Annotated in this window: 23 protein-coding genes; 16 read left to right on the forward strand and 7 right to left on the reverse strand. The window is 72.3% G+C overall.

Translation table 11 applies throughout. The features are described 5' to 3' along the window. Positions 1–500: class F sortase (locus CRM73_RS08325; protein ID WP_229587353.1), on the forward strand; the 500-nt coding region annotated here is incomplete at its 5' end. Positions 501–703: 203 nt separating this feature from the next. Then, positions 704–1273 carry a hypothetical protein gene (locus CRM73_RS08330; protein WP_229587354.1) on the forward strand — a complete coding sequence of 190 codons (570 nt, stop codon included), beginning with the start codon at positions 704–706 and terminating at the stop codon, positions 1271–1273. A 100-nt stretch (positions 1274–1373) separates the two neighbouring features. Here the strand turns inward: CRM73_RS08330 and CRM73_RS08335 are convergent, their stop codons facing one another. Beyond that, a complete protein-coding gene (locus CRM73_RS08335; RefSeq protein ID WP_229587355.1) occupies positions 1374–2579 on the reverse strand; it encodes an MFS transporter in 1206 nt (401 codons plus the stop codon). Between the two features lie 131 nt (positions 2580–2710). After that, a complete protein-coding gene (locus CRM73_RS08340) occupies positions 2711–4213 on the reverse strand; it encodes an SLC13 family permease (RefSeq protein ID WP_229587356.1) in 1503 nt (500 codons plus the stop codon). A gap of 188 nt (positions 4214–4401) precedes the next feature. Between CRM73_RS08340 and CRM73_RS08345 the strand changes: the two genes are divergently transcribed. Together CRM73_RS08345 and CRM73_RS08350 are read left to right on the forward strand one after the other, a co-directional pair. Continuing rightward, the gene (locus CRM73_RS08345; RefSeq protein ID WP_035923562.1) at positions 4402–5163 is read left to right on the forward strand and encodes a FadR/GntR family transcriptional regulator; all 762 of its coding nucleotides are present in this window, start codon (positions 4402–4404) and stop codon (positions 5161–5163) included. Position 5164: 1 nt separating this feature from the next. Next, positions 5165–5941 carry an SDR family NAD(P)-dependent oxidoreductase gene (locus tag CRM73_RS08350; protein WP_035923560.1) on the forward strand — a complete coding sequence of 259 codons (777 nt, stop codon included), beginning with the start codon at positions 5165–5167 and terminating at the stop codon, positions 5939–5941. A 144-nt stretch (positions 5942–6085) separates the two neighbouring features. Here CRM73_RS08350 and CRM73_RS08355 read toward each other — a convergent pair whose 3' ends face one another. Then, positions 6086–7069, reverse strand: coding sequence for an aldo/keto reductase (locus tag CRM73_RS08355; RefSeq protein WP_229587357.1), 984 nt, complete (start codon positions 7067–7069; stop codon positions 6086–6088). A gap of 190 nt (positions 7070–7259) precedes the next feature. On the opposite strand from CRM73_RS08355, the gene CRM73_RS08360 reads away from it, so the two are divergent. The 8 genes from CRM73_RS08360 (at position 7260) to CRM73_RS08395 (ending at position 17566) form a co-directional block, all read left to right on the forward strand. Continuing rightward, the gene (locus CRM73_RS08360) at positions 7260–8300 is read left to right on the forward strand and encodes a LacI family DNA-binding transcriptional regulator (protein ID WP_229587358.1); all 1041 of its coding nucleotides are present in this window, start codon (positions 7260–7262) and stop codon (positions 8298–8300) included. A 171-nt stretch (positions 8301–8471) separates the two neighbouring features. Next, positions 8472–10160 carry a ribulokinase gene (gene araB / locus CRM73_RS08365; RefSeq protein ID WP_126349702.1) on the forward strand — a complete coding sequence of 563 codons (1689 nt, stop codon included), beginning with the start codon at positions 8472–8474 and terminating at the stop codon, positions 10158–10160. Then, the gene (locus tag CRM73_RS08370; protein ID WP_229587359.1) at positions 10157–10909 is read left to right on the forward strand and encodes an L-ribulose-5-phosphate 4-epimerase; all 753 of its coding nucleotides are present in this window, start codon (positions 10157–10159) and stop codon (positions 10907–10909) included. The genes araB and CRM73_RS08370 overlap by 4 nt, the downstream gene beginning before the upstream one ends. After that, a complete protein-coding gene (araA, locus tag CRM73_RS08375; protein ID WP_229587360.1) occupies positions 10884–12398 on the forward strand; it encodes an L-arabinose isomerase in 1515 nt (504 codons plus the stop codon). The genes CRM73_RS08370 and araA overlap by 26 nt, the downstream gene beginning before the upstream one ends. 137 nt (positions 12399–12535) lie before the next feature. Then, positions 12536–13654: a multiple monosaccharide ABC transporter substrate-binding protein gene (gene chvE / locus CRM73_RS08380; protein ID WP_017833605.1), complete on the forward strand. Its 1119-nt coding sequence runs from the start codon at positions 12536–12538 to the stop codon at positions 13652–13654. Positions 13655–13736: 82 nt separating this feature from the next. After that, entirely contained in the window at positions 13737–15266 is a 1530-nt protein-coding gene (gene mmsA, locus CRM73_RS08385) for a multiple monosaccharide ABC transporter ATP-binding protein (protein ID WP_144835727.1), read from the forward strand. A 93-nt stretch (positions 15267–15359) separates the two neighbouring features. Beyond that, positions 15360–16523, forward strand: coding sequence for a multiple monosaccharide ABC transporter permease (mmsB, locus tag CRM73_RS08390; protein WP_031283073.1), 1164 nt, complete (start codon positions 15360–15362; stop codon positions 16521–16523). Further along, positions 16520–17566: an aldose epimerase family protein gene (locus CRM73_RS08395; RefSeq protein WP_229587361.1), complete on the forward strand. Its 1047-nt coding sequence runs from the start codon at positions 16520–16522 to the stop codon at positions 17564–17566. The genes mmsB and CRM73_RS08395 overlap by 4 nt, the downstream gene beginning before the upstream one ends. A 272-nt stretch (positions 17567–17838) precedes the next feature. Here CRM73_RS08395 and CRM73_RS08400 read toward each other — a convergent pair whose 3' ends face one another. Continuing rightward, positions 17839–18426: a formate/nitrite transporter family protein gene (locus CRM73_RS08400; RefSeq protein ID WP_052132675.1), complete on the reverse strand. Its 588-nt coding sequence runs from the start codon at positions 18424–18426 to the stop codon at positions 17839–17841. Between the two features lie 376 nt (positions 18427–18802). Between CRM73_RS08400 and CRM73_RS08405 the strand changes: the two genes are divergently transcribed. Next, entirely contained in the window at positions 18803–19315 is a 513-nt protein-coding gene (locus CRM73_RS08405; RefSeq protein ID WP_035923536.1) for a hypothetical protein, read from the forward strand. Positions 19316–19383: 68 nt separating this feature from the next. Here CRM73_RS08405 and CRM73_RS08410 read toward each other — a convergent pair whose 3' ends face one another. Then, a complete protein-coding gene (locus CRM73_RS08410) occupies positions 19384–20250 on the reverse strand; it encodes an alpha/beta hydrolase (protein ID WP_229587362.1) in 867 nt (288 codons plus the stop codon). A gap of 134 nt (positions 20251–20384) precedes the next feature. Between CRM73_RS08410 and rocD the strand changes: the two genes are divergently transcribed. After that, positions 20385–21650 carry an ornithine--oxo-acid transaminase gene (gene rocD / locus CRM73_RS08415; protein WP_172604314.1) on the forward strand — a complete coding sequence of 422 codons (1266 nt, stop codon included), beginning with the start codon at positions 20385–20387 and terminating at the stop codon, positions 21648–21650. A gap of 6 nt (positions 21651–21656) precedes the next feature. Here rocD and CRM73_RS08420 read toward each other — a convergent pair whose 3' ends face one another. Both CRM73_RS08420 and CRM73_RS08425 read right to left on the reverse strand, forming a co-directional pair. Further along, on the reverse strand, positions 21657–22178 hold the full coding sequence (locus CRM73_RS08420) for a glutathione peroxidase (RefSeq protein WP_095650202.1): 522 nt from the start codon (positions 22176–22178) through the stop codon (positions 21657–21659). A 94-nt stretch (positions 22179–22272) separates the two neighbouring features. After that, positions 22273–22995 (reverse strand): GntR family transcriptional regulator, encoded by a 723-nt coding sequence (locus CRM73_RS08425; protein ID WP_035923531.1) that lies wholly within the window; start codon positions 22993–22995, stop codon positions 22273–22275. A 148-nt stretch (positions 22996–23143) separates the two neighbouring features. Between CRM73_RS08425 and CRM73_RS08430 the strand changes: the two genes are divergently transcribed. Beyond that, entirely contained in the window at positions 23144–24481 is a 1338-nt protein-coding gene (locus tag CRM73_RS08430) for an extracellular solute-binding protein (RefSeq protein ID WP_229587363.1), read from the forward strand. A 54-nt stretch (positions 24482–24535) separates the two neighbouring features. Further along, positions 24536–25513 carry a carbohydrate ABC transporter permease gene (locus CRM73_RS08435; RefSeq protein ID WP_229587364.1) on the forward strand — a complete coding sequence of 326 codons (978 nt, stop codon included), beginning with the start codon at positions 24536–24538 and terminating at the stop codon, positions 25511–25513.

Consider the following 25513-nt stretch of genomic DNA (forward strand, 5'->3'; position numbering starts at 1 on the left):
CCGCACCGTCCGCCGCCCCGGCGCCCGAGGCGCTGCCGCCGGTGCTGCCGGGGTCCGCGCCCGTGGCGGTGCGGATCCCCGCGGTGGGGGCCTCGTCCGAGCTGCTGCACCTGGGCCTGCGCCCGGACGGCTCGCTGGAGGTGCCGCCGACCGGTCCCGGGGCCCCGGCCTCCTGGTACACGTCCTCGCCCACGCCGGGGGAGCGGGGGCCGGCCGTCCTGCTCGGCCACGTCAACGCGACCGACGGCGGGCCCGGTGTCTTCGCGGGGCTGCGCGGGCTGGCCCCCGGCGACACCGTGGAGATCACGCGGGCGGACGGCAGCACGGCGGTGTTCGTCGTCGACCGCGGGGAGCAGCACGCCAAGAACGCCTTTCCCACACGGGCCGTCTACGGCAACACGGCCGGGGCGGAGCTGCGCCTGATCACGTGCGACGGCTACGACCCCGCCACCGGCCTGTTCGACGACAACTACGTGGTCTACGCGACCCTCGCCACCTGACCCCTCCCTTCTCCCGCGAGATGGCAGCTGCCGGCGACCGGGGGCGCCGCTGTCGCCGACACCTGCGATCTCGCGGGCCCCAGGGCGCAGGGCCCGGGGCGGGGGACACGCCTCGTCCTGAAGACGGAGGTGCGATCGCACACCGCGGGGGAGGATGGGAGGGCGCATCCTGTGCCGTTGCCGTTCCACCGAAGGAGATCCTCATGAGCAACCCCTATCCCCAGCAGCCCGAGGGCGCCCGCGGCGGCCCGCCGCAGTACCAGGCCGGCGGCGACCAGTACGGAGCCCACCAGGGCGGGCACCCCGGCGCCGCGCCCCCCGAGGTCAAGCGGCTCCTGACCCTGACCCTCGTCTCCGCGGCCGTCTACCTCCTCAACGACATCGTGGGGATCATCGCCGCGACCACCGCGGACACCACTGAGATGTACCGGGAGATGGGCCTGTCCGCCGACCAGATCGCGGCAGCCGACCAGGCCTCGGGCATCGGGCAGATCACCGGCATCGTGATGCTGGTGATCGCCCTGGGCCTGTACGCCCTCGTCTACGTCTTTCTGAAGAAGGGCAAGAACTGGGCCCGCGTCCTGGGCATCGTCCTGTCCATCCTCAGCGTGGTCGGGACCCTGATCGGCCTCCTCGGCGCGATGGCCTACGGCGGGCTGGGGATCGTCCTGCTGATCCTCGGGCTGGTGCTGGTCGTGGTGAACGTCCTGTGGCTGGTCACCGCGTTCAAGGCCCCGGTCAAGGAGTGGTTCGCCCCGCGCCGCATGGTCTGATCCGCTCCGGCGCCCCTCGGGCGCCCGGCAGTCCCCACCGGAACGCCGCCCGGCCGTCGCGGCCGGGCGGCGTTCCGCCGTGACGGGCGGCGCGGACCGCTCAGCGGCCCGGCCCGATGACGCGGTCGCGGCCGGCGAAGAGGGCCACGACGCACAGCACCGCCATGAGACCCGCCATGAGCAGCAGGGGCGGCTCCCACCGGCCTCCGGCGTCGTAGAGGGCGCCGAAGACGGCGGGGGCGATCGCGGCCAGCGCGTAGCCCACGGACTGGGCCATCCCGGACAGGGCCGCCGCCTGGCGGTGGTCGGTGGACCGGAGGCTGAACAGGGACAGCGCGACGACGATGAGGCTGCCGCAGCCGATCGACCCGAGCACGATCCACAGCAGCGTCAGCTCCGGCGCGGCGGCCAGCCCCGCGAAGGTGGCCAGGGCCAGAGCACTGCCCGCGAAGGCCACGGGCCGCTGGTCGCCCAGCCGGTGCATGAGCGCCCCGGTGCCCAGGCTGGCGCCCATCCCGATCAGCAGGAACAGCGCCATGTGCGTGCCCGCGGCGGTCGCCGAGACGCCGTGGCTGCGCTCGATGCTCGGCAGCCACGCCATGAGCACGTAGAACGCCACCGACTGCAGGCCCATGAACAGGGTGACCTGCCAGCCCAGCGCCGACCGCCACGGGGACCGGTAGGGGCCCGGTTCCGCCGCGGGGACCGCCGGCCCGGAGCTCCCGGTCCGCAGCGCGGGCGAGAGCACCACCAGCGCCACGACGGCCGGCACCGCCCACACCGCCAGGGCCAGGCGCCAGCCCGCCGGCCCGGCGTGGGCGATCGGGACCACCAGCGCCGAGCCGGCCGCGGCCACCGCGCCCTGGATCGACGTGTACACGCCGGTCACCTGGCTCACGCGCAGCGGGAACTCCCGCTTCACCAGCGAGGGCAGCAGCACGTTGAGGAACGCGATGCCGATGCCGATCACCGCCGTGCCCACCCACACGGCGCCCTCGACCGGGGCGGAACGGCCGGCGATCCCGGCCGCGAGCAGCAGCAGCGACAGCCACAGGGCCCGGTCCAGGCCCGTCCGGGCGGCCACCGCCGGGGCCACGGGGGAGAACAGGGCGAACATGGCCAGCGGCAGCCCGGTCAGCAGCCCGGCCTGGCCCGCCGAGATGCCGAGGTCGCGGCTGATCTCCTCGAGCAGCGGCCCCACGGTCACGAAGCCGACCCGCAGGTTGACCGCGATCAGCACCACGCCGAGGAAGCCGAAGCCGAGGCGGGCCCGCCGGCCCGTGGCCGATGACGCGTTGGTGAGCACGGCACACCCTTTCAGGACGCGGGAGGGAGGATCTCCGGACAGCGTAGACGGGGCGGCGTGCCCCGGCACGCCGCCCCGTCCCGACCGGTGCTGTCCGGTCCTGCCGGAGACCTGTCGTCGTCCTGCCGCGGTCAGCCCAGGATGAGGTTGAGGACGAACAGCAGCGGGATGGACCCGGCCCAGACGGCGGTGGTGATCCCGGACCAGCCCTTCAGCGCGTCCGTGCCCTCCAGCCCGGTGAAGCGGGTGACCACCCAGAAGTAGGAGTCGTTGAAGTAGCTGAACACCATGGAGCCCGCCGTGCAGGCCACGGCGGCGACGACGGGGTCGATGCCCAGGGTGGTCACCAGCGGCGCCGAGACGGAGGCCGCGGTGATCATGGCCACCGTGCCGGAGCCCTGGGCGATGCGCACGAGGGTGGCGATGAGGAACGGCACGAGGAACGCGGGCAGCGGGGTGGAGGCGATGGCCTCGGCCAGGGCGTCGCCCACGCCGGAGCTGCGGAGCACCTGGCCGAGCGCGCCGCCGGCGCCCGTGATGAGCAGGATCAGACCGGCCGAGGCCGCGGCCTCGGCGAACCAGCCGTGCGCCTTGTTCCGGGGCGTCCACCGGGGCAGGAGCACGTAGAGGGCCAGGACCATGCCGATGATCAGCGCGACCACCGGGTTGCCGATGAAGGCGAACGGGACCGCCCAGGCGGAGGGCTCGTACCCGTCGCCGCCCACGACCCCCTGGGCGTTCTGGTCGATCGCGCCGGTGACCGTGTTGAGGATGATCAGCAGCAGCGGGATGACCAGCGGCAGGGATCCGACGAACGCGCCGATCCGGTGCGGCTCGGCGCCGGCCGGCGGCTCGCCGAGGTCGTGGGACGGCTCCGCGGCGGGCGCCTGAGCCGCCTCGTCGTCGAGACCGTCCCGGGGGCCGTCCTTCAGGTCCGTGCTCCCGACACGGGAGCTGCCCCCGACGCCGGCCGTGGCAACGGTGCCGTAGACGGCCTCGCGCACGTGCTCCTCGATCTTGGGCTCGAGCTGGGGGCCGATCCACTTGGCGTAGAAAACCACGACGGGCAGCAGGAGCACGGTGAAGGCCAGGCCGACGAGGATGATCGCTCCGATGTCCGCGCCGAGGATGCCGGCCACGGCCAGGGGGCCCGGGGTGGGCGGCACGAGGTGGTGGGTGAGCGTCATGCCGCAGCCCAGCGCCAGGGCGAGGGTCACGTAGCCGGCGCGCTTCACCCGGGCGATGGACCGGGCGAGCGGGTTCATGATCACGTAGCCGGAGTCGCAGAACACGGGGATCGAGACCAGGGCGCCCACGCTGCCCATCGCCCATGGCTCGCGGCCGTGGCCGAAGACGCGGAGGAAGGCGAGGGCGAGCGCGTTGGCGGCCCCCGACACCTCGAGGATCTTGCCGATGCCCACGCCGAGGCCGATCACGATGCCGATCGAGGCCAGGGTGTTGCCGAAGCCGGTGGTGATGGCCGAGACGATGTCGAGCACCGGCTGGCCCGCGACCAGACCGGTGACGAGGGCGGCGATGAGCAGTGCCACGAACGCGTCCAGGCGCGTGCGCAGCACCAGGACGATGATGGTGGCGATGCCCAGCACGAGTGCCAGGAGTAGTTGCAGATCCACGGTGATCGGCTCCTCGGGGACGTGGGACGGCCGGGCTGCTGCCCGGGCGCGGGAATTGACGAGAGCGGCGCTCCATGTGAGGCTAGTCACACATATGACGTCTGACAAGAGGTAGGTACGCGCCGTGAACCCCGATCCCGACGTGCGCACCGCTCCCCCCGTGAGGGCCGCGGCGCGGCGGCGAGCCGATGGCTAGGAAGTCGCTGGTCGAGGCCGTCGCCGAGGACCTGCTCGAACGCATCCTCGAGGGCGAGGTGGGCGCGCACGAGGCTCTGCCCCCCGAGGCGGAGATCGCCCGGGAGTCCGACGTCAGCCGGCTCACCGTGCGCGAGGCCCTCAAGGCGCTCCAGGCGCAGAACATCGTCTACGTGCGGCGCGGCCTCGGGACCTACGTCAACCCCCCCGACGCGTGGACCGGCCTCGAGGCGATCCTGAAGGCCGCCTCCCGGGGGGCGACCTCCCACCAGGTGGCGCTGCGGCTGCTGGAGGTGCGGCGCATGGTGGAGACCGGCTCCGCGGAGCTGGCCGCCGTGCACGTCACCCCGGAGGACCTCGCCGCGATGGAGACCGCGGTCCGGGACCTCGAGCGCGCGCACGAGGCGCAGGACCTGGACGAGGTCACCCGCGCCGACATGGCCTTCCACGACGTGGTGCTCCGGGCCTCAGGTAATCCGTTCGTGCCCGTCCTGCTGGCCCAGCTCTCCCAGCTGCTCTACGCCGAGCGGCGGGCGACCTCCGCCTTCCCCGAGGTGCAGCGGCACGCCATCGAGCACCACCGGCTCGTCCTGGAGGCCATCGGCACCCGCGACCCCGAGACGGCGCGCAAGGCCATGGAGGCCCACATCGACCAGACCTACGCCGACTACGAGCACTACATCGGCGGCGGGACCGCACCCGGCGGTCCCGACCCGGCAACCGGACCCTTTTCCCACCGCACAGGAGACGACTGACATGACCGAGACCATCGCCTTCCCCGCCGAGCGCACCGCCGTGCTCACCGGCGCCGCCTCCCCGCGCGGCATCGGCCGCGCCACCGCCGACCTGCTCGCGAGCCAGGGCTGGAACGTCGCCGTCCTCGACATCGACGGCGAGGCCGCCGCGGAGGCCGCCCAGGACATCGCCGGACGGCACGGGGTGCAGGCCCTCGGGCTGCGCACGGACGTGTCCGACCAGGCCTCCGTGGACGAGTCCGTCGCACGGGTCGAGGCGGAGCTCCCGCCGATCGTGGCCCTCGTCAACCTCGCGGGCATCAGCTCGCCCACGGAGTTCATGCAGGAGACCCGGGAGGCGTGGGACCGGGTCTTCGCCATCAACATGACCGGCACGTTCATGATGACCCAGCGCGTGCTGGCCGGGATGATCGAGCGCAAGCTCGGCCGCGTGGTCAGCGTCTCCTCGATCTCCGCCCAGCGCGGCGGCGGGACCTACTCCAAGGTGGCCTACAGCGCGTCCAAGGCCGCGATCATCGGCTTCACCCGGGCCGTGGCGCGCGAGATGGGCGAGCACGGGATCACCGTGAACTGCATCGCCCCCGGTCCCGTGGACACCGACATCATGGGCGGCACGCTGAGCGACGAGCGCAAGGCGGACATGTCCAAGGACATCCTGGTGGGGCGTGTGGGCACCGTGCGGGACATGGCGGCCCTGCTCGCGTTCCTCGTGGGACAGGACGCCGGATTCATCACCGCGGCGACATACGACATCAACGGGGGGCTGCAGATCTCCTAGCCGCACCGCATTTCCCGGTCGCGGCGGCTGCCCCGGTCGTCGCCCGGAACGACGCCGGGACGGCGCCGGCTCGGCACTGCCCCGGCGTCGTCCGGCACCTCCCCGGCGCCTCCCCGGGCTCTTCCGGGGAGGTGCCGGAGGGGCTCACCAGCGGGGGTGGATGTCCGCCCGGAAGTACGCGTCGTAGATCCTGCGGACCCCGGCGTCGATCTCCCGGCCCAGGTCCCCGGTGTCCGCCGCCGAGGCGTTGCCGCGGACCTGCTCCACGCTGCGCGCCCCGGGGATCACGGTGCTGACGCCGTCCTGGGCGATGATCCACGCGATCGCGGCCTGCGCCGTGGTCACCCCCTCCGGCAGCAGTCCGGCGAACTCGCGGACGGCCTCGAGGCCGCGCTGGAAGTCCACCCCGGAGAACGTCTCGCCGACGTCGAAGGCCTCGCCGCCGCGGTTGTAGTTCCGGTGGTCGTCGGCGGCGAACCGGGTGTCCGGCGTGTACTTCCCGGACAGCAGCCCCGAGGCCAGGGGCACCCGGGCGATGATCCCCACCCCGGCCTCCTTCGCCGCCGGCAGCACGGCGTCCAGCGGCTTGAGCCGGAAGGCGTTGAGGATGATCTGGACGGTGGCGGTGCTCCCGCGGGCGATGGCCGCGAGCGCCTCGTCGGTGCGCTCCACGCTGACGCCGTAGTGGCGGATCGCTCCCTCCTGGACCAGGGTGTCCAGGGCGTCGTAGACCTCCTGGTCGCTGTAGACCGGCGTGGGCGGGCAGTGCAGCTGGACCAGGTCGAGGGTGTCGGTGCCCAGGTTCCGGCGCGAGCGGTCCACCCACTGCCGGAAGTTCGCGAGGGTGTAGTTCTCCGGGACCTGGTCCGCGCGGCGGCCCATCTTCGTGGCCACGGTGATGTCCAGGTCGGGGCGCTCGCGCAGGAACGCGCCGATGGTCTGCTCGCTGCGGCCGTCGCCGTAGACGTCGGCGGTGTCGAAGAACGTGACCCCCGACTCCACGGCGGCCTCCAGGACGGCGGTGGCCTCGGCGGGGTCGACGTCCCCCCAGTCCGCGCCCAGCTGCCACGTGCCCAGGCCCACGGTGGAGACCTTCCGTCCGGTCCTGCCGAGTGTGCGTTGCTCCATGCGTAGAATCCCGTTCCGCGATCGGTGGAGGGTCTCCCGGGGGCCCGGGGGACGGCGGCCCGGGTTCCGGGGGCGCCGGGGACCACCATGCGGTGCGACGTGTCCGCCGCGCAAGCACCGGAGGGGTGGAGGTCCCTCCCGGGGACCCCTCCACTGGGTCCGTCCGGTGCCGTGCAGTACCGTTCTGGCCATGACCGTCGAGGGTGGTGCGAACTCTGCACGGCCTCCGCGCGCCCCCAACATCCGGGACGTGGCCCGCGCGGCCGGGGTCTCCCACCAGACGGTCTCCCGGGTGATCAACGGGCACCCCGCGCTGCGCGACTCGACCCGGCAGCGGGTGCTGCAGGCCATGGAGGAGCTGCGCTTCCGGCCCAACCGGGCCGCCCGCGCCCTGGTCACGAGCGAGTCGAGGACCATCGGCGCCCTCGTCTCCTCGGGCGCCGAGTACGGCCCGTCGGCCAGCCTCCGGGCGGTCGAGACGGCGGCCGACGAGGCCGGCTACGTCGTGGACACCGCCCACATCGACCACGCGGACCGCGCCTCCATCGAGTCCGCCCTGGACCGGATGGTCGGCCACGCGGTGGAGGGGCTGGTGATCCTCGCGCCGCAGTCGCGCACGCTGGAGGTGATCGAGCAGCTGTCCATCCGGATCCCGTTCGTCACCGTGCACTCCCTGCACAGCGAGGACCACCGGATGTCGGTCGACCAGCTGGCCGGGGCCCGGCTGGCCACCCGTCACCTGCTGGAGCTGGGGCACCACCGCGTGGTCCACGTCCCCGGCCCCGAGGGGTGGGTCGAGACGGACGCCCGCCGCCAGGGCTACCGCGAGGAGATGACCGCCTGGGGGTTCGAGCCCGTGGTGGTCCCCGCCGGGGCGTGGACCGCGGACTCCGGCTACCGCGCGGGGCTCGGACTGCGCGGGGACCGGGGGCTCAGCGCGGTCTTCTGCGGCAACGACCACATCGCGCTCGGCCTCGTCCACGCGTTCGCCGAGGCCGGGCTGAACGTGCCCGGGGACGTCAGCGTGGTGGGCTTCGACGACGTCCCGGAGGCCGCCCACTTCCTGCCTCCGCTGACCACGGTGCGCCAGGACTTCCCCGAGCTGGGCCGGCGCTGCATGGCCGTGCTGCTCGCCGAGCTGCGGGGGGAGCAGCCGGTCCGGCCGGGGGACGTGGAGCCCGTGCTCGAGGTCCGCGAGTCCACAGCCGCGCCCGCCTCCGACCAGGGCTGATGGACACTCGGTCACGCTGTTACCAAACTGTTATCAAGTGATGTGGGACACGTGCTTCCACGCTGCGGTAGGTTGGCCCGAACATCAGATGTGACCGTTCACATTTCGAGGCGGGCCGGCCGGAGGCCGCCCCTTCCGGAACGTGCGGCTCGAACGACAACGAGGTCCTCCGTGAGCCAGCCCAGCCCAGATCCCACGTACGTCATCGGCGTCGACTACGGCACCCTGTCGGGGCGGGCCGTCGTCGTGCGGGTGCACGACGGCGCCGAGATGGGCTCCGCGGTGCACGAGTACGCGCACGGCGTGATGGACACCGTGCTCGCCGCCACGGGGGAGGCCCTGCCGCCCGAGTGGGCGCTCCAGGTCCCCGCCGACTACGTGGACGTCCTGCGGCAGGCGGTGCCCGCCGCCGTCCGCGCCGCCGGCGTGGACCCGAGCGCCGTGGTGGGCGTGGGCACCGACTTCACCGCCTGTACCATGGTCCCCGTCCGGGCTGACGGCACGCCCCTCAACGAGCTGCCCGGCCTGGCGGGCCGCCCGCACGCCTACGTGAAGCTGTGGCGCCACCACGCCGCGCAGGGCCAGGCGGACCGCATCAACGATCTCGCGGCCCGGCGCGGAGAGCGCTGGCTGGCCCGCTACGGCGGTCTCATCTCGAGCGAGTGGGAGTTCGCCAAGGGACTGCAGCTGCTCGAGGAGGACCCCGAGCTGTACCACCTGATGGACCACTGGGTGGAGGCCGCCGACTGGATCGTCTGGCAGCTGACGGGCAGCTACGTGCGCAACGCGTGCTCCGCCGGGTACAAGGGCATCCTGCAGGACGGCGAGTACCCCGACCGCGAGTTCCTCGACGCCCTCAACCCCGGGTTCGCCGACTTCGCGCAGGACAAGGTCGACCACCCGATCGGGGCCCTCGGCACCGCCGCGGGCACGCTCAGCGCGCAGGCCGCGGAGTGGACGGGCCTTCCCGCCGGCATCGCCGTGGCGGTGGGCAACGTCGACGCGCACGTGAGCGCCCCCGCCGCCCGGGCCACCGCGCCGGGTCAGATGGTGGCGATCATGGGCACCTCCACCTGCCACGTGATGAGCTCCGACACCCTGCGCGAGGTCCCCGGGATGTGCGGCGTGGTGGACGGCGGGATCATCGACGGGCTCTACGGCTACGAGGCCGGGCAGTCCGGGGTGGGCGACATCTTCGGCTGGTTCACGGCCCACTTCGTGCCGGGGCGGCTCCAGGAGGAGGCCGCCGAGCGCGGACTGAGCGTGCACGAGCTGCTCACCGAGCAGGCGAGCCGCGAACCGGTGGGCGCGCACGGGCTCCTGGCCCTGGACTGGCAGTCCGGCAACCGGTCCGTGCTCGTGGACCACGAGCTCTCCGGGCTGCTCGTCGGCCTCACCCTGGCCACCCGCCCGCACGAGGTCTACCGCGCCCTGCTGGAGGCCACCGCTTTCGGGACCCGCACGATCGTGGAGGCCTTCGCCGCCTCCGGGATCCCCGTCACCGAGTTCGTGGCGGCCGGCGGGCTGATCAAGAACGCGTTCCTCATGCAGATCTACGCCGACGTGCTCGGCATGCCGATCTCGGTGATCGGCAGCGACCAGGGCCCGGCCCTGGGCTCCGCCATCCACGCGGCCGTGGCCGCCGGCGCCTACCCGGACGTCCGGGCGGCCGCCGCGGCGATGGGCCGGCTCGAGCGCAACGCCTACACCCCGAACCCCGCGCACACCGAGGCCTACTCCGTCCTCTACGAGGACTACACCGCGCTGCACGACCACTTCGGCCGCGGCGGCAGCGACGTCATGCGCCGGCTCAAGGCGCTCCGGCGCAACGCCCGTTCCACCCAGGAGGTCTCCGCGTGAACGCCCTGACGCCCGAGCTCGAGGAGCGGATCGCCCGCGTGCGGCGCGAGGTCGCGGACCTGCACGCCGAACTGGTCCGCTACGGGCTGGTGGTCTGGACGGCGGGCAACGTGTCCGGGCGGGTCCCCGGCACGGACCTCTTCGTGATCAAGCCCAGCGGGGTGAGCTACGACGACCTCGGCCCGGAGAACCAGATCCTGTGCGACCTGGCCGGCCGGCCGGTCCCCGGCACCCCCGGCGCGGAGCGCTCGCCGTCCAGCGACACCGCCGCCCACGCCTACGTCTACCGGCACATGCCGGAGGTCGGGGGAGTGGTCCACACCCACTCTCCCTACGCCACGGCCTGGGCGGCCCGCGGCGAGGCCATCCCCTGCGTCCTGACGGCCATGGCGGACGAGTTCGGCGGGGAGATCCCCGTGGGGCCCTTCGCGATCATCGGCGACGACTCGATCGGCCGCGGCATCGTGGAGACCCTCTCCGGCCACCGCTCCCGCGCGGTCCTCATGCTCAGCCACGGACCGTTCACCATCGGCAAGGACGCCCGGGACGCCGTCAAGGCCGCGGCCATGCTCGAGGACGTGGCCCGCACCGTGCACCTCTCCCGCCAGCTGGGCGAGCCGCTGCCCATCGACCCCGCGCACGTCGACTCCCTGTTCGACCGCTACCAGAACGTCTACGGCCAGCAGCCCGCGGCCGTCCCCACCACCCCAGGAGCGCTCACCCGTGAATCCTCTGCCCACCGCCCTTGACCACTACGAGGTCTGGTTCCTCACCGGCAGCCAGGACCTCTACGGCGAGGACACCCTGCGCCAGGTGGCCGAGCAGTCCCGCGAGATCGTCCGCGTGCTGGGCGAGGCCGGGCTGCCCGTCGAGGTGGTCTGGAAGCCCACGCTGAAGGACGCGGACTCGATCCGCCGCACGGCCCTCGAGCTCAACGCCGCGGACGGCGTGATCGGGGCGATCGCCTGGATGCACACCTTCAGCCCCGCCAAGATGTGGATCACCGGCCTCGACGCCCTGCGCAAGCCGCTGCTCCACCTGCACACCCAGATCAACGTCGAGCTGCCGTGGGGCGAGATCGACTTCGACTTCATGAACCTCAACCAGGCCGCGCACGGCGACCGGGAGTTCGGCTACATCCAGACCCGGCTCGACGTCCCGCGCAAGACCGTGGTGGGCCACGTCTCGACCCCCGGCGTCACCGCGCAGATCGCCTCCTGGCAGCGCGCGTGCGCCGGCCGCGCGGCGGTCCAGGGGCTCAGGGTGGCCCGGTTCGGCGACAACATGCGCAACGTCGCCGTGACCGAGGGCGACAAGACGGAGGCCGAGCTGCAGTTCGGGGTCTCCGTGAACACCTGGGGCGTCAACGACCTCGTGGCCGTGGTGGACGCCCAGTCCGAGGGCCGCGTGGACGAGCTCGTCGCCGAGTACGAGGAGCTCTACGACGTGGCCCCCGAGCTGCGCCGCGGCGGGCAGCGCCACGAGTCCCTGCGCTACGGGGCCCGGCAGGAGCTCGGGATGCTCCAGTTCCTGGAGGAGGGCGGCTTCGGCGCCTTCACCACGAACTTCGAGGACCTCGGCGGGCTGCGCCAGCTGCCGGGCCTCGCCGTGCAGCGGCTCATGGCCCGCGGCTACGGGTTCGGGGCGGAGGGCGACTGGAAGACGGCCCTGCTGGTGCGGGCGGCCAAGGTCATGGGCGCCGGGCTGCCCGGGGGCGCGTCCCTCATGGAGGACTACACGTACCACCTGGTGCCGGGGGAGGAGAAGATCCTCGGCGCCCACATGCTGGAGGTCTGCCCGAGCCTCACCACGGCGCGCCCCTCCCTCGAGGTGCACCCGCTGGGCATCGGCGGACGCGAGGACCCCGTGCGCCTGGTCTTCGACACCGACGCCGGCCCCGGCGTGGTCGTGGCGATGTCCGACATGCGGGACCGGTTCCGGCTCACCGCCAACACCGTGGACGTCGTGCCCCCGGACGCCCCGCTCCCGAACCTGCCGGTGGCCCGGGCCGTCTGGCGGCCGCACCCCGACCTCGCGACCTCAGCCGCGGCCTGGCTCACCGCCGGCGCCGCCCACCACACGGTCCTCAGCACCGCGGTGGGCGCCGACGTGATCCGGGACTTCGCCGACATGACCCGGACCGAGCTGCTCGTCATCGACGACACCACCACCCTGCGGGAGTTCCAGCGCGAGGTGCGGTGGAACGCGGCCTACTACCGGCTCGCCCAGAAGCTCTGAGCGGGACGACCGGGACGGCCGGAACGACCATGATGACCAGGACCCCTGACGTCCACCACGAGATCTCACCAGCACCGACCTCGCTCGAACACTCCCACCACCGGGCAGCGCGGCCCGGACCGACGAAAGGCACGACCATGACCCCGAAGATCGACCTGAAGAAGACCCTCACCGGGGTGACCGCCCTGACCCTCGCCCTGGGCCTCACGGCCTGCGGCGGCAACCGCGGCGGCGGCGCGGAGGCGGGCTCCAACGAGGGCGCCAAGATCGGCGTGGCGATGCCCACGCAGCAGTCTGAGCGCTGGATCGCCGACGGCGAGAACGTCAAGGCGCAGCTCGAGGAGCTCGGCTACGAGGTGGACCTCCAGTACGCCAACGACGACATCCCCACCCAGATCTCCCAGATCGAGAACATGATCAACGGCGGGGCCAAGGCCCTGGTGATCGCCTCGATCGACGGCACCACGCTGACCAGCGTGCTCGACACGGCCGAGACCCAGGAGATCCCCGTGATCGCCTACGACCGCCTCATCAACGAGTCGGACACCGTGGACTACTACACGACCTTCGACAACTACGAGGTGGGCGTGCAGCAGGGCACGTCGCTGCTCACCGGCCTCGGGGTCCTCGACGAGAACGGCGAGCCCACCGGCGAGAAGGGCCCCTTCAACGTGGAGCTCTTCGCCGGCAGCCCCGACGACAACAACGCGACCTTCTTCTGGGACGGCGCGATGGACACCCTCAAGCCCTACCTGGACGACGGCACGCTCAACGTCCCCAGCGGCCAGACGGAGTTCGAGCAGGCCGCCATCCTGCGCTGGCTGCCGGACACCGCCCAGGACCGGATGGAGGACCTCATCACGGTGGGCGGCGGCGACCAGCTCGACGGCGTGCTCTCCCCGTACGACGGCCTCTCGATCGGCATCATCTCCGCGCTGCGCTCCGGCGGCTACTCCCAGGACGAGCTGCCCGTGGTGACCGGCCAGGACGCCGAGGTCGGCTCCGTGAAGTCGATCGTCAACGACGAGCAGTACTCCACGATCTTCAAGGACGTCCGCGAGCTCGGCGAGCGCGCGGTGCTCATGGTGGACTCCCTGATGCAGGGCGAGGAGCCAGAGGTCAACGACGAGGAGACCTACGACAACGGCGTGAAGGTGGTCCCCGCCTACCTGCTCGAGTCGCAGATCGTCACGAAGGACAACTATCAGGAGGTCCTCGTGGACAGCGGCTACTACGAGGCGTCCGAGCTCGAGTGAGCGCGACCGGCCGGGCGGCCCTCCGCCGCCCGGCCGGTCCGTCCCTTCCACCCACCCACCAGCTCGAGACGAGGAGGCCCGCATGAGCGAGCACGTTCTGGAGATGCGCCGGATCAGCAAGTCCTTCCCCGGCGTCAAGGCGCTGCAGGACGTCACCCTGGCCGTCGCCCGCGGCGAGGTCCACGCGATCTGCGGGGAGAACGGCGCCGGCAAGTCCACCCTCATGAAGGTCCTGTCCGGCGTGTACCCGCACGGCACCTACGAGGGGGACATCGTCCTGGAGGGCGAGACCGTCTCCTTCCGGGACATCAAGGACAGCGAGCGCAGCGGGGTGGTCATCATCCACCAGGAGCTGGCCCTGTCCCCGTTCCTGTCCGTCGCCGAGAACATCTTCCTCGGCAACGAGCGCGCCACCCGCGGGTTCATCAACTGGAACGAGACCAACGCCAGGGCCGCCGACCTGCTCCGGCGCGTGGGCCTCGACGTGAACCCCAGCGTCCCGGCCGGGGACATCGGGGTGGGCAAGCAGCAGCTCGTGGAGATCGCGAAGGCGCTCTCCAAGGACGTGAAGCTGCTCATCCTCGACGAGCCCACGGCCGCCCTCAACGACGAGGACTCCGCGCACCTGCTGGGCCTGGTCCGCGGGCTGCGCGAGGACGGGATCACCTGCATCATCATCAGCCACAAGCTCAACGAGATCCGGGCGATCGCCGACTCCGTGACGATCCTGCGCGACGGGCAGACCATCGAGACCCTCAGCCTGCACGACGGGTCGGTCACCGAGGACCGGATCATCAAGGGCATGGTGGGCCGCGAGCTGACGAACCGCTACCCCGAGCGGGTCCCCGACATCGGCGCGGAGGTGCTCCGCGTCGAGGACTGGACCGTGCACCACCCGCAGGAGCACTCGCGGGTGGTGGTGGACAACGCGCACCTGTCCGTGCGGGCGGGCGAGATCGTGGGCATCGCCGGGCTCATGGGCGCCGGGCGCACGGAGCTGGCCATGAGCATCTTCGGGCGCAGCTACGGGTCCAACATCACCGGGCGGATGTACAAGAACGGCGAGGAGATCACGGCGCGCACCGTCAGCGAGGCGATCCGGCACGGCATCGCCTACGCCACGGAGGACCGCAAGCGCTACGGGCTCAACCTCATCGACGACATCAAGCGGAACATCTCCTCGGCGGCGCTGGGCAAGCTCACGTCCGCGGGCTGGGTCGACGGCGGGCGCGAGACGCTCGTGGCGCAGGACTACCGCACCAGCATGAACATCAAGGCGCCCTCGGTGTCCTCGATCACCGGCAAGCTCTCCGGCGGCAACCAGCAGAAGGTCGTCCTGTCCAAGTGGATGTTCGCCGACCCCGACGTGCTCATCCTCGACGAACCCACCCGCGGCATCGACGTGGGGGCGAAGTACGAGATCTACACGATCATCAACAGGCTGGCCGCGCAGGGGAAAGCGGTGCTGGTCATCTCCTCCGAGCTGCCGGAGCTGCTGGGGATCTGCGACCGGATCTACACGCTCGCCGAGGGCCGGATCACCGCCGAGGTGCCCATCGCCGAGGCCACCCCCGAACGACTCATGCAGCACATGACCAAGGAAAAGGACTGACCCATGGCTTCCACCCTCGTCGACGAGGACCGGGCTCTCGACAGCCGGGGCCCGCAGAAGGCCTCCACCGTGGCCGGCGCCGGCCGGTTCCTCATGAGCCGGCTCCGCCAGATCGGCATCTTCCTGGCCCTGCTGGTGATCGTGACACTGTTCCAGGCCCTGACCGGCGGCGCGCTGCTGCAGCCGGACAACGTCTACAACATCATCGTCCAGAACAGCTACATCCTGCTGCTGGCGATCGGCATGGTCATGATCATCGTGGCCGGGCACATCGACCTCTCGGTCGGCTCGGTGGCCGCGTTCGTGGGCGCCATGTCCGGGATCATGATCCGGGACTGGAGCCTGCCGTGGTGGGTGGCCCTCGTCGCCGCCCTCGCGGTCGGCGCGCTCGTGGGCGCCTGGCAGGGCTTCTGGGTGGCCTACATCGGGATCCCCGCCTTCATCGTGACCCTCGCCGGCATGCTCGTCTTCCGCGGGCTGACGCAGATCGTGCTCGAGAACCAGCGAATCACCGGCTTCCCGCCGGAGTACCGCCAGCTCGGCGGCGGCTCCCTCTTCCCGGGGCTGTTCCCGCCGGCGACCAACATCCTGGACTGGACCACGGTGGGCATCGGCCTGATCGCCACGGCCATGCTCGTGCTGAGCCAGCTCCGGGGCCGGGCCAACCGCGCGAAGCTCCACCTCGAGGACGAGCCGCGCGCCTGGTTCCTCACGCGGCTGGTCTTCGGCGTCGTCGTCATCCTCGCGCTCACCTTCCTGCTGGCCAGCTCGCGCGGCGGGACGCCGATCGTGCTCGTGGTCCTCGGCGTGCTGGTGGTCGCCTACAGCGCTGTCATGAACCGGACGGTGTTCGGCCGCCACGTGTACGCCCGCGGCGGCAACCTCCAGGCGGCCCAGCTGTCCGGTGTGAACACCAAGCGCGTCGACTTCCTGCTCTTCGTCAACATGGGCGTGCTGGCCGCGCTGGCCGGGCTGGTGTTCACCGGCCGGCTCAACTCCGCCGGGCCGGGCGCCGGAAACCTGTTCGAGCTGGACGCGATCGCCGCGGCCTTCATCGGCGGCGCCGCCGTGACCGGTGGCGTGGGCACCATCATCGGCGCCATCACCGGCGGTCTGATCATGGGCGTGCTCAACAACGGCATGTCCCTCATGGGCGTGGGCATCGACTACCAGCAGTTCATCAAGGGCCTGGTGCTCCTGCTGGCGGTCGGGTTCGACGTGTTCAACAAGCGCCGCGCCTCGAACGCGCTCAAATGACCGCGCCCGCCCCGCAGTCCTTCGGGACGCTGCCCGACGGTCGGGAGGTCACCGCGCACACCCTCACCGCCCCGGGCGGGCTGAGCGTGTGCGTGCTCGACCTCGGCGCCGCGGTCCAGGCCCTGCACCTGCCCGGCCCGGCCGGGGGCCCCGGCACCAACGTGGTGCTGGGGCACCCGGACGCCGCCGGCTGCGCGGCACCCCCGGAGGCCTTCCTGGGGGCGGTGGTCGGCCGCTGCGCCAACCGGATCGCCGGGGCCCGCTTCGACCTCGACGGGACCACCGTGGAACTGGCGGTCAACGAGGGCGGCAACACCCTGCACGGCGGCCCCGACGGATTCCACCGCCGCACCTGGCGGACGGTCTCCGCGAGCCGCGACGTCCTGGTGCTGGAGCTGGTCAGCCCGGACGGTGACCAGGGCTTTCCCGGCGAAGTGGTCCTCCGGGCCCGGTACGCCGTCACGGACGACGTCCTCGCTCTGGACCTGGAGGCCCGCACCGACGCCCCGACCGTGGTCGGGCCCGCGAGCCACGTCTATCTCAACCTCGCCGGGGAGGGGTCGGGGACGGTCGACGACCACACGCTCACCGTCGAGGCCGACCGGTACCTGCCGGTCGGCCGGGACGGGGTGCCGCTGGACGGCCTCGCCGCCGTGCGCGGGACGCCACTGGACCTCACCGCCCCCGCCCGGCTCGGGGACCGGGTGCGGGCGGAGCACCCGCAGATCGCGGCCGTGGGCGGGATCGACCACTCCTTCCACCTGCGCGGCACCGGGCTGCGCGCCGCCGCCCGGCTGGAGCACCCGGCGAGCGGGCGGTCCGTGGAGCTGTGGACCGACCAGCCGGCCCTGCAGGTGTACACGGGCAACGCCCTGGACGGCACCATCACCGGCACCGGCGGGCGCGCCTATCCGCGGGGAGCGGGGATCGCCCTGGAGCCCCAGTACCACCCGGACTCGCCGAACCGGCCGGAGCTCTCCGACCCGGTGCTGCGCCCGGGGCAGACCTACCGCTCCCGCACCGAGTGGCGCTTCCGGTACTAGCGGCCCCCGGCCTTGTTCTCGCGCCGCTTCGCCATGATGCGGCCGAAGACCGCGGTGCCGACCATGAACAGGATCCTTCGCATGCTGGTGCTCCTTCTTCTCGATGGGGTGCTGCTCGAATGACGTGCCCGGCCCACGCTACGGGGTCTCCCCGCAAAAGGTAAGTGAGCTGAAGAGTTTTCGGCCGAGAGCGAGCGCGCCGGGGATCCCGCGTCAGCGGGTGCGGGGGCGGTACCCGGCGTCGTCGTTGACGTACGCGTAGTAGAAGCCGATCAGGACCCCGCCGCCCAGGAAGTTGCCCAGGAGGGCGATCCCCACGTTGGCGCCCGCGGCCCCCACGTCGAGTCCGTCCACCCGGTGGCGCCGCTGGTGACGAACTCGAGCTTGTGCGCCACGGCGGCCTCCATCTCCGCGTGCGCGGGCCCGTCCGTGATGGTGCTGAAGCGCAGCACCACGGCCACGAGCAGCCTGCCCAGGAAGTTGCCCAAATAGCACAGCCCGAGCAGCCGCACCGCCTTGAACCACGAGGTGCGGCGGTAGTAGGCGCCGATGGAGACGATCATCATGTTGGACGTCAGGAGCTCGGACTTCGAGTAGTAGATGAAGACCAGCGCCCAGCCGAAGGTCACGGCGCCCAGCAGGCGCCCCAGGGGGCGCAGCGTCGCGTCCCCGGCGGGCACGGCGTCGAACGCGGCGAAGTTCGCGGCGAACAGGACACCGATGATCATTCCGGCCATCCCGGCGCGCTGCAGGTAGCGCCGCGCCAGCTCGCCGGACATGGTCGTCTTGGTCTCCAGCGCCGCGAGGACGGTGCTGATGAACTGCTCGCCCGGGAACAGCTGCTGCGGGTCGGAGGTCATGCTCGGCGCCCGTCTCCAGAGGTGGCCGTGGACCCCGGCGGCGTCCAGGAGCCGCCCGGTGGGACCATCCTGGGCACGGGCCCGTACCTCCTGTTCGGCGGGACCAGCACCCTCGGTGCTCTCCGACAACGCCCGGGTGCTGTGCATGGGGCGGCGGGTCAGCGGTCTCGAGCATGCCGGGGCCGGCCCGGCACCGTGGACGCCGGTGTCCCGGGCCGGTGTACTCCCGGGGGAGGAGGCCGGAAGTCCATCCCGGGGTGGACTCGGTGGACGGGACCGACTGCCACGCTGGATGCATGCCGGGTGCTCGACGGGACGGTCGGACCGCCTCGGGGCGAAGCGGCAGAGGCCACATCCTCAGAAGGAGGGAACCGTCATGTCCCACAGCACGATGCGATTCCGGAACGCTCGGCACGTCACCGCCGTCTCCCTGATCGCTGCAATCATGGCCGCCCTGGCCATCGTTTTCGTCGGCACCACGGTGAGTGCGGCACCGGCCCAGGCCCTGTGCGTCGGCCCTGACACCATCTCGGGCACCTGGCGCAACACCGACCCGAACACCAGGTCCGTCACCCGGGTGGACGTGAACTGGGGCTGCGCGGACCAGGTGCTGTGCCCCGTCGGCGGCAGCTGCGTCACTCCCGGCGGCTCCGTCAGGGTGTACGGCAAGTGCCACCCGACCGACTGCGACTGGGGGACGCGGACGATCTACGTGGAGAAGGACGGCTGGCGGAAGGCCACCTACCACCACAGCTGGGCGACCAAGCACGTGTGGCTCAGGCCCTACACGTTCTCCGGGCGCGAGTACCTGAGGGTATGGGTGTACACCGACTTCACCCAAGCCGACGGGAGGACGGACTACGCGAGCGACCAGTGGATGCAGAAGTAGGTCCCCGGCGCGGTGACCGGGAGGCGCGGCCGTGGCCGCGCCTCCCGATCACCGCGTCACGGCCGCGACTACGTCCGCGCAGCACGCAGGTGCGCCAGGACGTCCGCCGCCACCTCCTCCGGCCGCTCCTCGGCGAGGAAGTGGCCCGCGTCCAGGGCCCGGCCCGTGGCCCGCGGGAACTGCCGCCGCCACAGCGCGAGCGGGTCCTCCCGCGCCCCGACCCGCCCCCGCGCACCCCACAGGACGAGGGCGGGCAGGTCCCGCTGCTCGTGCTCGTCCGCCTCGTCGATCTCCCGGTCCGGGCCGGCGGCCGCGCGGTAGTCGCGGCACCAGGCGTCGACCACGGCGGGATCCCGCGCCGCGTCCTCGTAGGCGGCGAGCGCCGCCGGGTCGAACGGGACCTGCGTGCCGCTGAGCCCCTGGAGCGTCCGGCGCACGAAGTACACGGGGTCGTGGCCGATCAGGGTCTGCGGCAGGCCCTCGCCCTGGGCGAGGAAGGCCCAGTGGTAGTACTGCAGGGCCATCCACGCGTCCATCGACCGCCACACCTCCAGGGTGGGCAGGATGTCCAGCAGGGCCACGGACGCCACCGCGCCGGGGGCGTCGAGCGCCATCCGGTGGGCGGTCCGGGCGCCGCGGTCGTGCCCGACGACGGAGAACCGGTCGTGGCCCAGCGCCCGCATGAGCTGCACCTGGTCGGCGGCCATCGCCCGGAAGGTGTGGTCCTCGCTGCTCGTGCGCGAGCCGCCGTAGCCGCGCAGGTCGGCGGCGACCACGGTGAACTCCTCGGCCAGCACGGGGGCGAGGTGGTGCCACATGGCGTGGGTCTGCGGGAAGCCGTGCAGCAGGAGCACGGGCGGGCCGTCGCCGCCCGTGCGGGCGTGGATCGTGCCGTCGGCCACGGGGACGTCGTGGGCGGTGAAGTCGGGGAACACGGTTCCTCCTGCAGGTCGGGGACGGCCCGCGCGGCGCGGGGCCGGGACTGTAATGCGGGCCCGGCGGCGTTGTACGTGATGGGCTGGACCGCACACGCTCCAGACAACACCAGCGAGGAACCGGGAGAAACCCCATGAACCACGCCCCGACGCAGTTCGTCGACCCCGCGGCCGGCACCGCTCACGGCACGAGCACGCGGGAACTCGTGGAGACCGCCGAGCGGTACACCGCGCGCACGTACTCCCCGCTGGACGTGGTGGCGGCCCGGGCCCAGGGCACCACCGTCACGGACGTGGAGGGCCGGGAGTACCTCGACTTCCTCGCCGGCTACTCGGCGCTGAACTTCGGCCACGGCCACCCGGCGGTCCTCGAGGCGGCCCGGACCCAGCTGGAGCGCGTGACGCTGACCAGCCGGGCCGTCCACAACGACCAGCTCGGCCCCTTCGCCCGGGAGCTGTGCGAGCTGCTCGGCCAGGACATGATGCTGCCGATGAACACCGGCGCCGAGGCCGTGGAGTCGGCGATCAAGGTCGCCCGCAAGTGGGGCTACGAGCGCAAGGGGGTGGCCCCGGGCCGGGCGCAGATCGTGGTGGCGGCGGGGAACTTCCACGGCCGCACCACCACGGTCATCAGCTTCTCCGACGACGACGAGGCGCACCGCAACTACGGCCCCTACACGCCGGGCTTCGTGACCGTCCCGTTCGGGGACCTCGCCGCCCTCGAGGCGGCCGTCACCGAGGACACCGTCGCGGTGCTGCTGGAGCCCATCCAGGGCGAGGCCGGGGTGATCGTGCCGCCGCCGGGGTACCTGCAGGGCGTGCGGCGGTGCACGGCCGAGCGCGGCGTCCTGCTCGTCGCGGACGAGATCCAGTCCGGGCTGGGCCGCACCGGCCGGACGCTGGCGTGCGAGCACGAGGACGTGGAGGCGGACCTCTACCTGCTGGGCAAGGCCCTGGGCGGGGGAGTCCTGCCGGTGTCCGCGGTGGTGGGGCGGGCGGACGTGCTCTCGGTGCTGCGGCCCGGCCAGCACGGCAGCACGTTCGGCGGGAACCCGCTGGCCGGCGCCGTCGGCCGCGCCGTCGTCGCCCTCCTCGCCACCGGGGAGCCCCAGGAGCGGGCGCGGGTCATGGGGGAGAAGCTGCACGCCGGCCTGGCGGAGCTGGCGCCGCTGGGCCTGACCGAGGTGCGCGGGCGCGGGCTGTGGGCCGGGATCGACATCGATCCGCGGCTCGGCACCGGCCGGGAGTGCTGCGAGCGGCTGGTGGCCCACGGGATCCTCGCCAAGGACACCCACGGCTCCACCATCCGGCTGAGCCCGCCGCTGGTGATCACCGACCGGGAGCTGGAGCGGGGCCTGACCGCGCTCGCGGACGTGCTGCGGGAGATGGCCGGCCGCTGACCCGCCTCAGCCCGTCCCGGCGGACTCCGTCCCGGCGGGCGCCTCCCCGTGGGCCAGCGCCGACTCGATGCTGCCGGCGAGCTGCGCCGGCGAGGTCTTCGGGGCGAAGCGGCGGATCACCCGCCCGTCCCGGCCCACGAGGAACTTGGTGAAGTTCCACTTGATGGCGTCGCCCATGATCCCGCCCCGCTCCTCGCGCAGCCACGACCACAGGGGGTGGGCGCCGGGGCCGTTGACGTCGACCTTCTCGAACATCGGGAACGTCACGCCGTAGTTGCGGCTGCAGAAGTCGGCGATCTCCTCCTCGCTGCCCGGCTCCTGGTGCCCGAACTGGTTGCAGGGGAAGCCCAGGACCACGAGCCCGTCCTGCCGGAAGTCCCGCCACAGCTGCTCGAGTCCCTCGTACTGCGGCGTGAACCCGCACTCGCTCGCGGTGTTGACCACGAGCACCACCTTCCCGGCGTACTCGGACAGCGGCTGCTCGCGCCCGTCCAGGGTGGTGGCGGTGAAGTCGTGCAGCGTGGTCATGGGAGCCTCCGGAGCGGTCGAGGACAGATAGTCTGCCCCCATTCTGCCGCCGACGCGCCGCCCGCGCCCATGAGAGCGCCCGCGACCTCGTGGGTCAGTGCTGCGGCCCCTTCATCCGGGCCAGGAAGCGGAACCTGTCCCCGCGGAACACCGAGCGGGTCCACTCCACGGGGGAGTCGTCAGCCGTGAACCCGAGCCGGTGGATCAGCAGCAGGGGAGCCCCCATCTCGATGCCCAGGAGCCGGACGTCGTCCGGGCCGGCGAGCCGGGTCTCCACGGTGTCCTCGGCCGCCACGATGTCGATGCCGTAGTCCTGGCGCAGCGCGGTGTACAGGGAGCCGGTCCGGTCCAGGTGCGCCGCCAGGCCGGGCAGCGCTCCGGCGAGCAGGGCGACCTCGTGGGCCAGCGGCTCGCCGTTGATGAGCCGGATCCGCTCCACCCGCGCGAGCTCGGCGCCGACGGGCACGCGCAGCCGGGCCGCTGCGTCGTCGTCGGCGGCCGTGCGGCTCACGTCGAGGACCGTGGAGGAGCTCACGAGGCCCTGGGCGTCGGCGTCGTCGCTGAACGAGGTGAGCTGGCGGACGTAGGTGAACCGCGGCGGGGCCACGAAGGTCCCCCGGCCCTGGGCCCGGCCCAGCACCCCTTCCGCCACGAGCTCGCCGATGGCCTGGCGGACGGTGGTCCGGGAGGTGGCGTACTGCTCGGCGAGCGCCCGCTCCGTGGGGATGAGCGCGCCGGGGGTCGCGTCCCGCACGAGCGCCCGGAGCTGCTCCTTGAGCAGGTAGTACTTCGGGACGGCCCGCGGCTCCGCGCTCATGGGGCCAGCATATCGACCGCGTCGCCCGGTCCTGCGGGCCGCGGTTCCCGCCGTGTGAGCATTGACACACAAATTGGTCTAGTCCAAGCTGGGGGAACGACAGCTGTGACGATCGCGAACACTGCGGCCGAGAGAAGGGGAACTGCTCATGAGTGCACGAACGAGGCGCCGGTCCCGGGCCGTGGTGCTGGGGACCGGCCTGTCGATGGCCGTGGTGCTGGCAGCCTGCGGCGGCGGTGGGGAGAGCGCGAGCGGCAGCGGGGAGGGCGACGGCGTGATCGAGGTCTGGGCCCACAGCGGCCAGGCGGCCGAGGCCGAGGCGCTCGAGGCCCTCGTCGCCGAGTACAACGACTCGCAGGAGGACGTCAGCGTCGAGCTGACCCTCATCCCCGAGCCGGACTACACCAGCACCGTCCAGGCGACCGCCGCGGAGGACCTGCCCGACGTGATGGAGATGGATGCCCCGACGATGGCGTCCTTCGTCTACGACCGCAAGCTCGTGCCCCTCGACGACGTGGTGTCGCAGGAGACCCTCGAGAACCGGATCGAGGGCGTGCGGGAGAGCGGCACGTACCAGGACCAGACCTACGCCGTCGGCATGTTCGACGTCGGGCTCGGGCTGTGGGGCAACCAGCAGCTCCTCGACGCCGCGGGCGTGGAGGCCCCGGCCACCGCCGACGAGGCGTGGACGGCGGAGGAGTTCGAGCAGAACCTGCAGAAGCTGGCGGAGGTCAGCCCGTCGGGCAACGCGATCGACCTGGGCGAGGCCAACGGCTTCGCCGCCGAGTGGGGCACCTTCACCACCTCCCCGGTCCTGTGGTCCAACGGCGGCACGCTCATCCGGGACGGCGCGGCGGACGGTGTGCTCAACAGCGCCGAGAACGTGGAGGCCCTCGAGGAGTGGGCCTCGTGGAAGGAGCACACGGACCCGAACACCAGCGGCACCGCCTTCCCCGACGGGGACGTCGCCCTGACCTGGACGGGCAACTGGATGTACCCCACCTTCAGCGAAGCCCTCGGCGAGGACCTGGTCCTGATGCCCCTGCCCGACCTCGGCAACGGCACCAAGGCGGGCCACGGCTCCTGGCAGTGGGGCGTGACGCCGGCGGCCGGCGGCGACCAGGCCGCGGCCGGTGCCTTCCTCGACTTCCTGCACTCCGACGAGAGCATCGCCACGATGGTCGAGGCGAACGCTGCGGTGCCCGGCACCACGAGCGCCCTCGAGGGCAGCGAGCTCTACGGCGAGGGCGGGCCGCTGGAGCTGTTCGCGTCCAACCTGGCCTCGGCCTGCAGCTCGGAGGAGGTCACCCCGGAGTGCATCGCGGTGGCGCGGCCCATCACCCCGGGCTACCCCACGGTCACGAGCTCCTACGGCAGCGCCCTCGCGGCGATCTGGGGCGGGGCGGACCCGCAGGAGGAGCTCGACAGCGCGGCGCGGGCCATCGACGCCGACTTCGAGGACAACAACGGCTACCAGGACGAGTGACCGCCGCGGCGGGGCCGTCCAGCGGCCCCGCCGCGCACCTGCGAGGAGTGCACCATGACCACCACACCGGGCCTCGCGGCCCCCGCGTCCGCCCCGGCGGACGTGCTAGAGGCTCCACCGCCCCGCAGGGGGCTCCGGCGGGACGGGCTCGCCGGGGTCCTCATGGCGGGTCCCGCCGTGCTGCTGCTCGTCCTGTTCGTCGCGGTCCCGTTCGTCGCGGCCATCGGCTTCTCCTTCCACAACGTCCGGCTCGGCGACCCGCGCGATCCCGCCTTCATGGGGCTGACCCAGTACGCCCGGATCTTCACCGACCCCGACGTGTCCAGCCGGTTCCTCAGCGCGCTGCTCCACAACCTGGTCTTCGCGGCCGTGGTGGTCCCGGTGCAGACCGCCCTCGCGCTCGCGCTGGCTCTGCTCGTGCAGAAGACCGTCCGGGGGGTCGGGATCTTCCGGTCCGTCTTCTTCCTCCCCGTCGTCTTCCCCATCGCCCTGGTGGCCCTCATCTGGCGGCTGATCCTCGCCCGCGGGGACGACGGCCTCCTCAACTCCCTGCTCGGGTTCTTCTCGGGCGGTGCCTTCGGGGCCGAGGACTGGCTGGGCTCCGAGCTCACGGCGCTGGCCTCGGTCATCGTCCTGTCGATCTGGCAGGGCGTCGGCTTCCAGATGGTGATCCTGCTGGCGGCCCTGCAGCAGGTGCCCGCCGACCTCTACGAGGCGGCCCGCCTGGACCGGGCCGGTGCGTGGCAGCGCTTCGTGCACGTCACCCTGCCCGGGATCAACACCACCCTCGTCTTCGTGGCGCTCTACACGATGATCCTGTCGCTGCGCGTGTTCGACCAGATCTACGTGCTGGCCCGCTCCGGCGGGGGGCTCAACGAGGACGCCACCCGCACCGTGATGTACGAGGCGGTGACGTCCGCCTTCGACGAGAACAACATCGGGCGCGCGAGCGCCATCTCCGTGGTGTTCTTCGTGATCGTGGTGGTCCTGTCCCTCGTCCAGCGCCGCGCCACCCGCGAACGGGAGGACTGA

The organism is Kocuria sp. CCUG 69068 (genome assembly GCF_020833785.1).
Lineage (GTDB): Bacteria > Actinomycetota > Actinomycetes > Actinomycetales > Micrococcaceae > Kocuria > Kocuria rosea.

Excerpts from the sequence above, each read along its gene's own strand:
- CRM73_RS08355 (WP_229587357.1), bottom strand. The coding sequence starts at position 7,069 with ATGGAGCAACGCACACTCGGCAGGACCGGACGGAAGGTCTCCACCGTG.
- CRM73_RS08400 (WP_052132675.1), bottom strand. The coding sequence starts at position 18,426 with ATGACCTCCGACCCGCAGCAGCTGTTCCCGGGCGAGCAGTTCATCAGC.
- CRM73_RS08435 (WP_229587364.1), top strand. The coding sequence starts at position 24,536 with ATGACCACCACACCGGGCCTCGCGGCCCCCGCGTCCGCCCCGGCGGAC.
- rocD (WP_172604314.1), top strand. The coding sequence starts at position 20,385 with ATGAACCACGCCCCGACGCAGTTCGTCGACCCCGCGGCCGGCACCGCT.
- CRM73_RS08330 (WP_229587354.1), top strand. The coding sequence starts at position 704 with ATGAGCAACCCCTATCCCCAGCAGCCCGAGGGCGCCCGCGGCGGCCCG.
- chvE (WP_017833605.1), top strand. The coding sequence starts at position 12,536 with ATGACCCCGAAGATCGACCTGAAGAAGACCCTCACCGGGGTGACCGCC.
- CRM73_RS08345 (WP_035923562.1), top strand. The coding sequence starts at position 4,402 with ATGGCTAGGAAGTCGCTGGTCGAGGCCGTCGCCGAGGACCTGCTCGAA.
- CRM73_RS08360 (WP_229587358.1), top strand. The coding sequence starts at position 7,260 with ATGACCGTCGAGGGTGGTGCGAACTCTGCACGGCCTCCGCGCGCCCCC.
- mmsB (WP_031283073.1), top strand. The coding sequence starts at position 15,360 with ATGAGCCGGCTCCGCCAGATCGGCATCTTCCTGGCCCTGCTGGTGATC.
- CRM73_RS08425 (WP_035923531.1), bottom strand. The coding sequence starts at position 22,995 with ATGAGCGCGGAGCCGCGGGCCGTCCCGAAGTACTACCTGCTCAAGGAG.
- mmsA (WP_144835727.1), top strand. The coding sequence starts at position 13,737 with ATGAGCGAGCACGTTCTGGAGATGCGCCGGATCAGCAAGTCCTTCCCC.
- CRM73_RS08420 (WP_095650202.1), bottom strand. The coding sequence starts at position 22,178 with ATGACCACGCTGCACGACTTCACCGCCACCACCCTGGACGGGCGCGAG.
- CRM73_RS08430 (WP_229587363.1), top strand. The coding sequence starts at position 23,144 with ATGAGTGCACGAACGAGGCGCCGGTCCCGGGCCGTGGTGCTGGGGACC.
- CRM73_RS08395 (WP_229587361.1), top strand. The coding sequence starts at position 16,520 with ATGACCGCGCCCGCCCCGCAGTCCTTCGGGACGCTGCCCGACGGTCGG.
- CRM73_RS08350 (WP_035923560.1), top strand. The coding sequence starts at position 5,165 with ATGACCGAGACCATCGCCTTCCCCGCCGAGCGCACCGCCGTGCTCACC.
- CRM73_RS08405 (WP_035923536.1), top strand. The coding sequence starts at position 18,803 with ATGTCCCACAGCACGATGCGATTCCGGAACGCTCGGCACGTCACCGCC.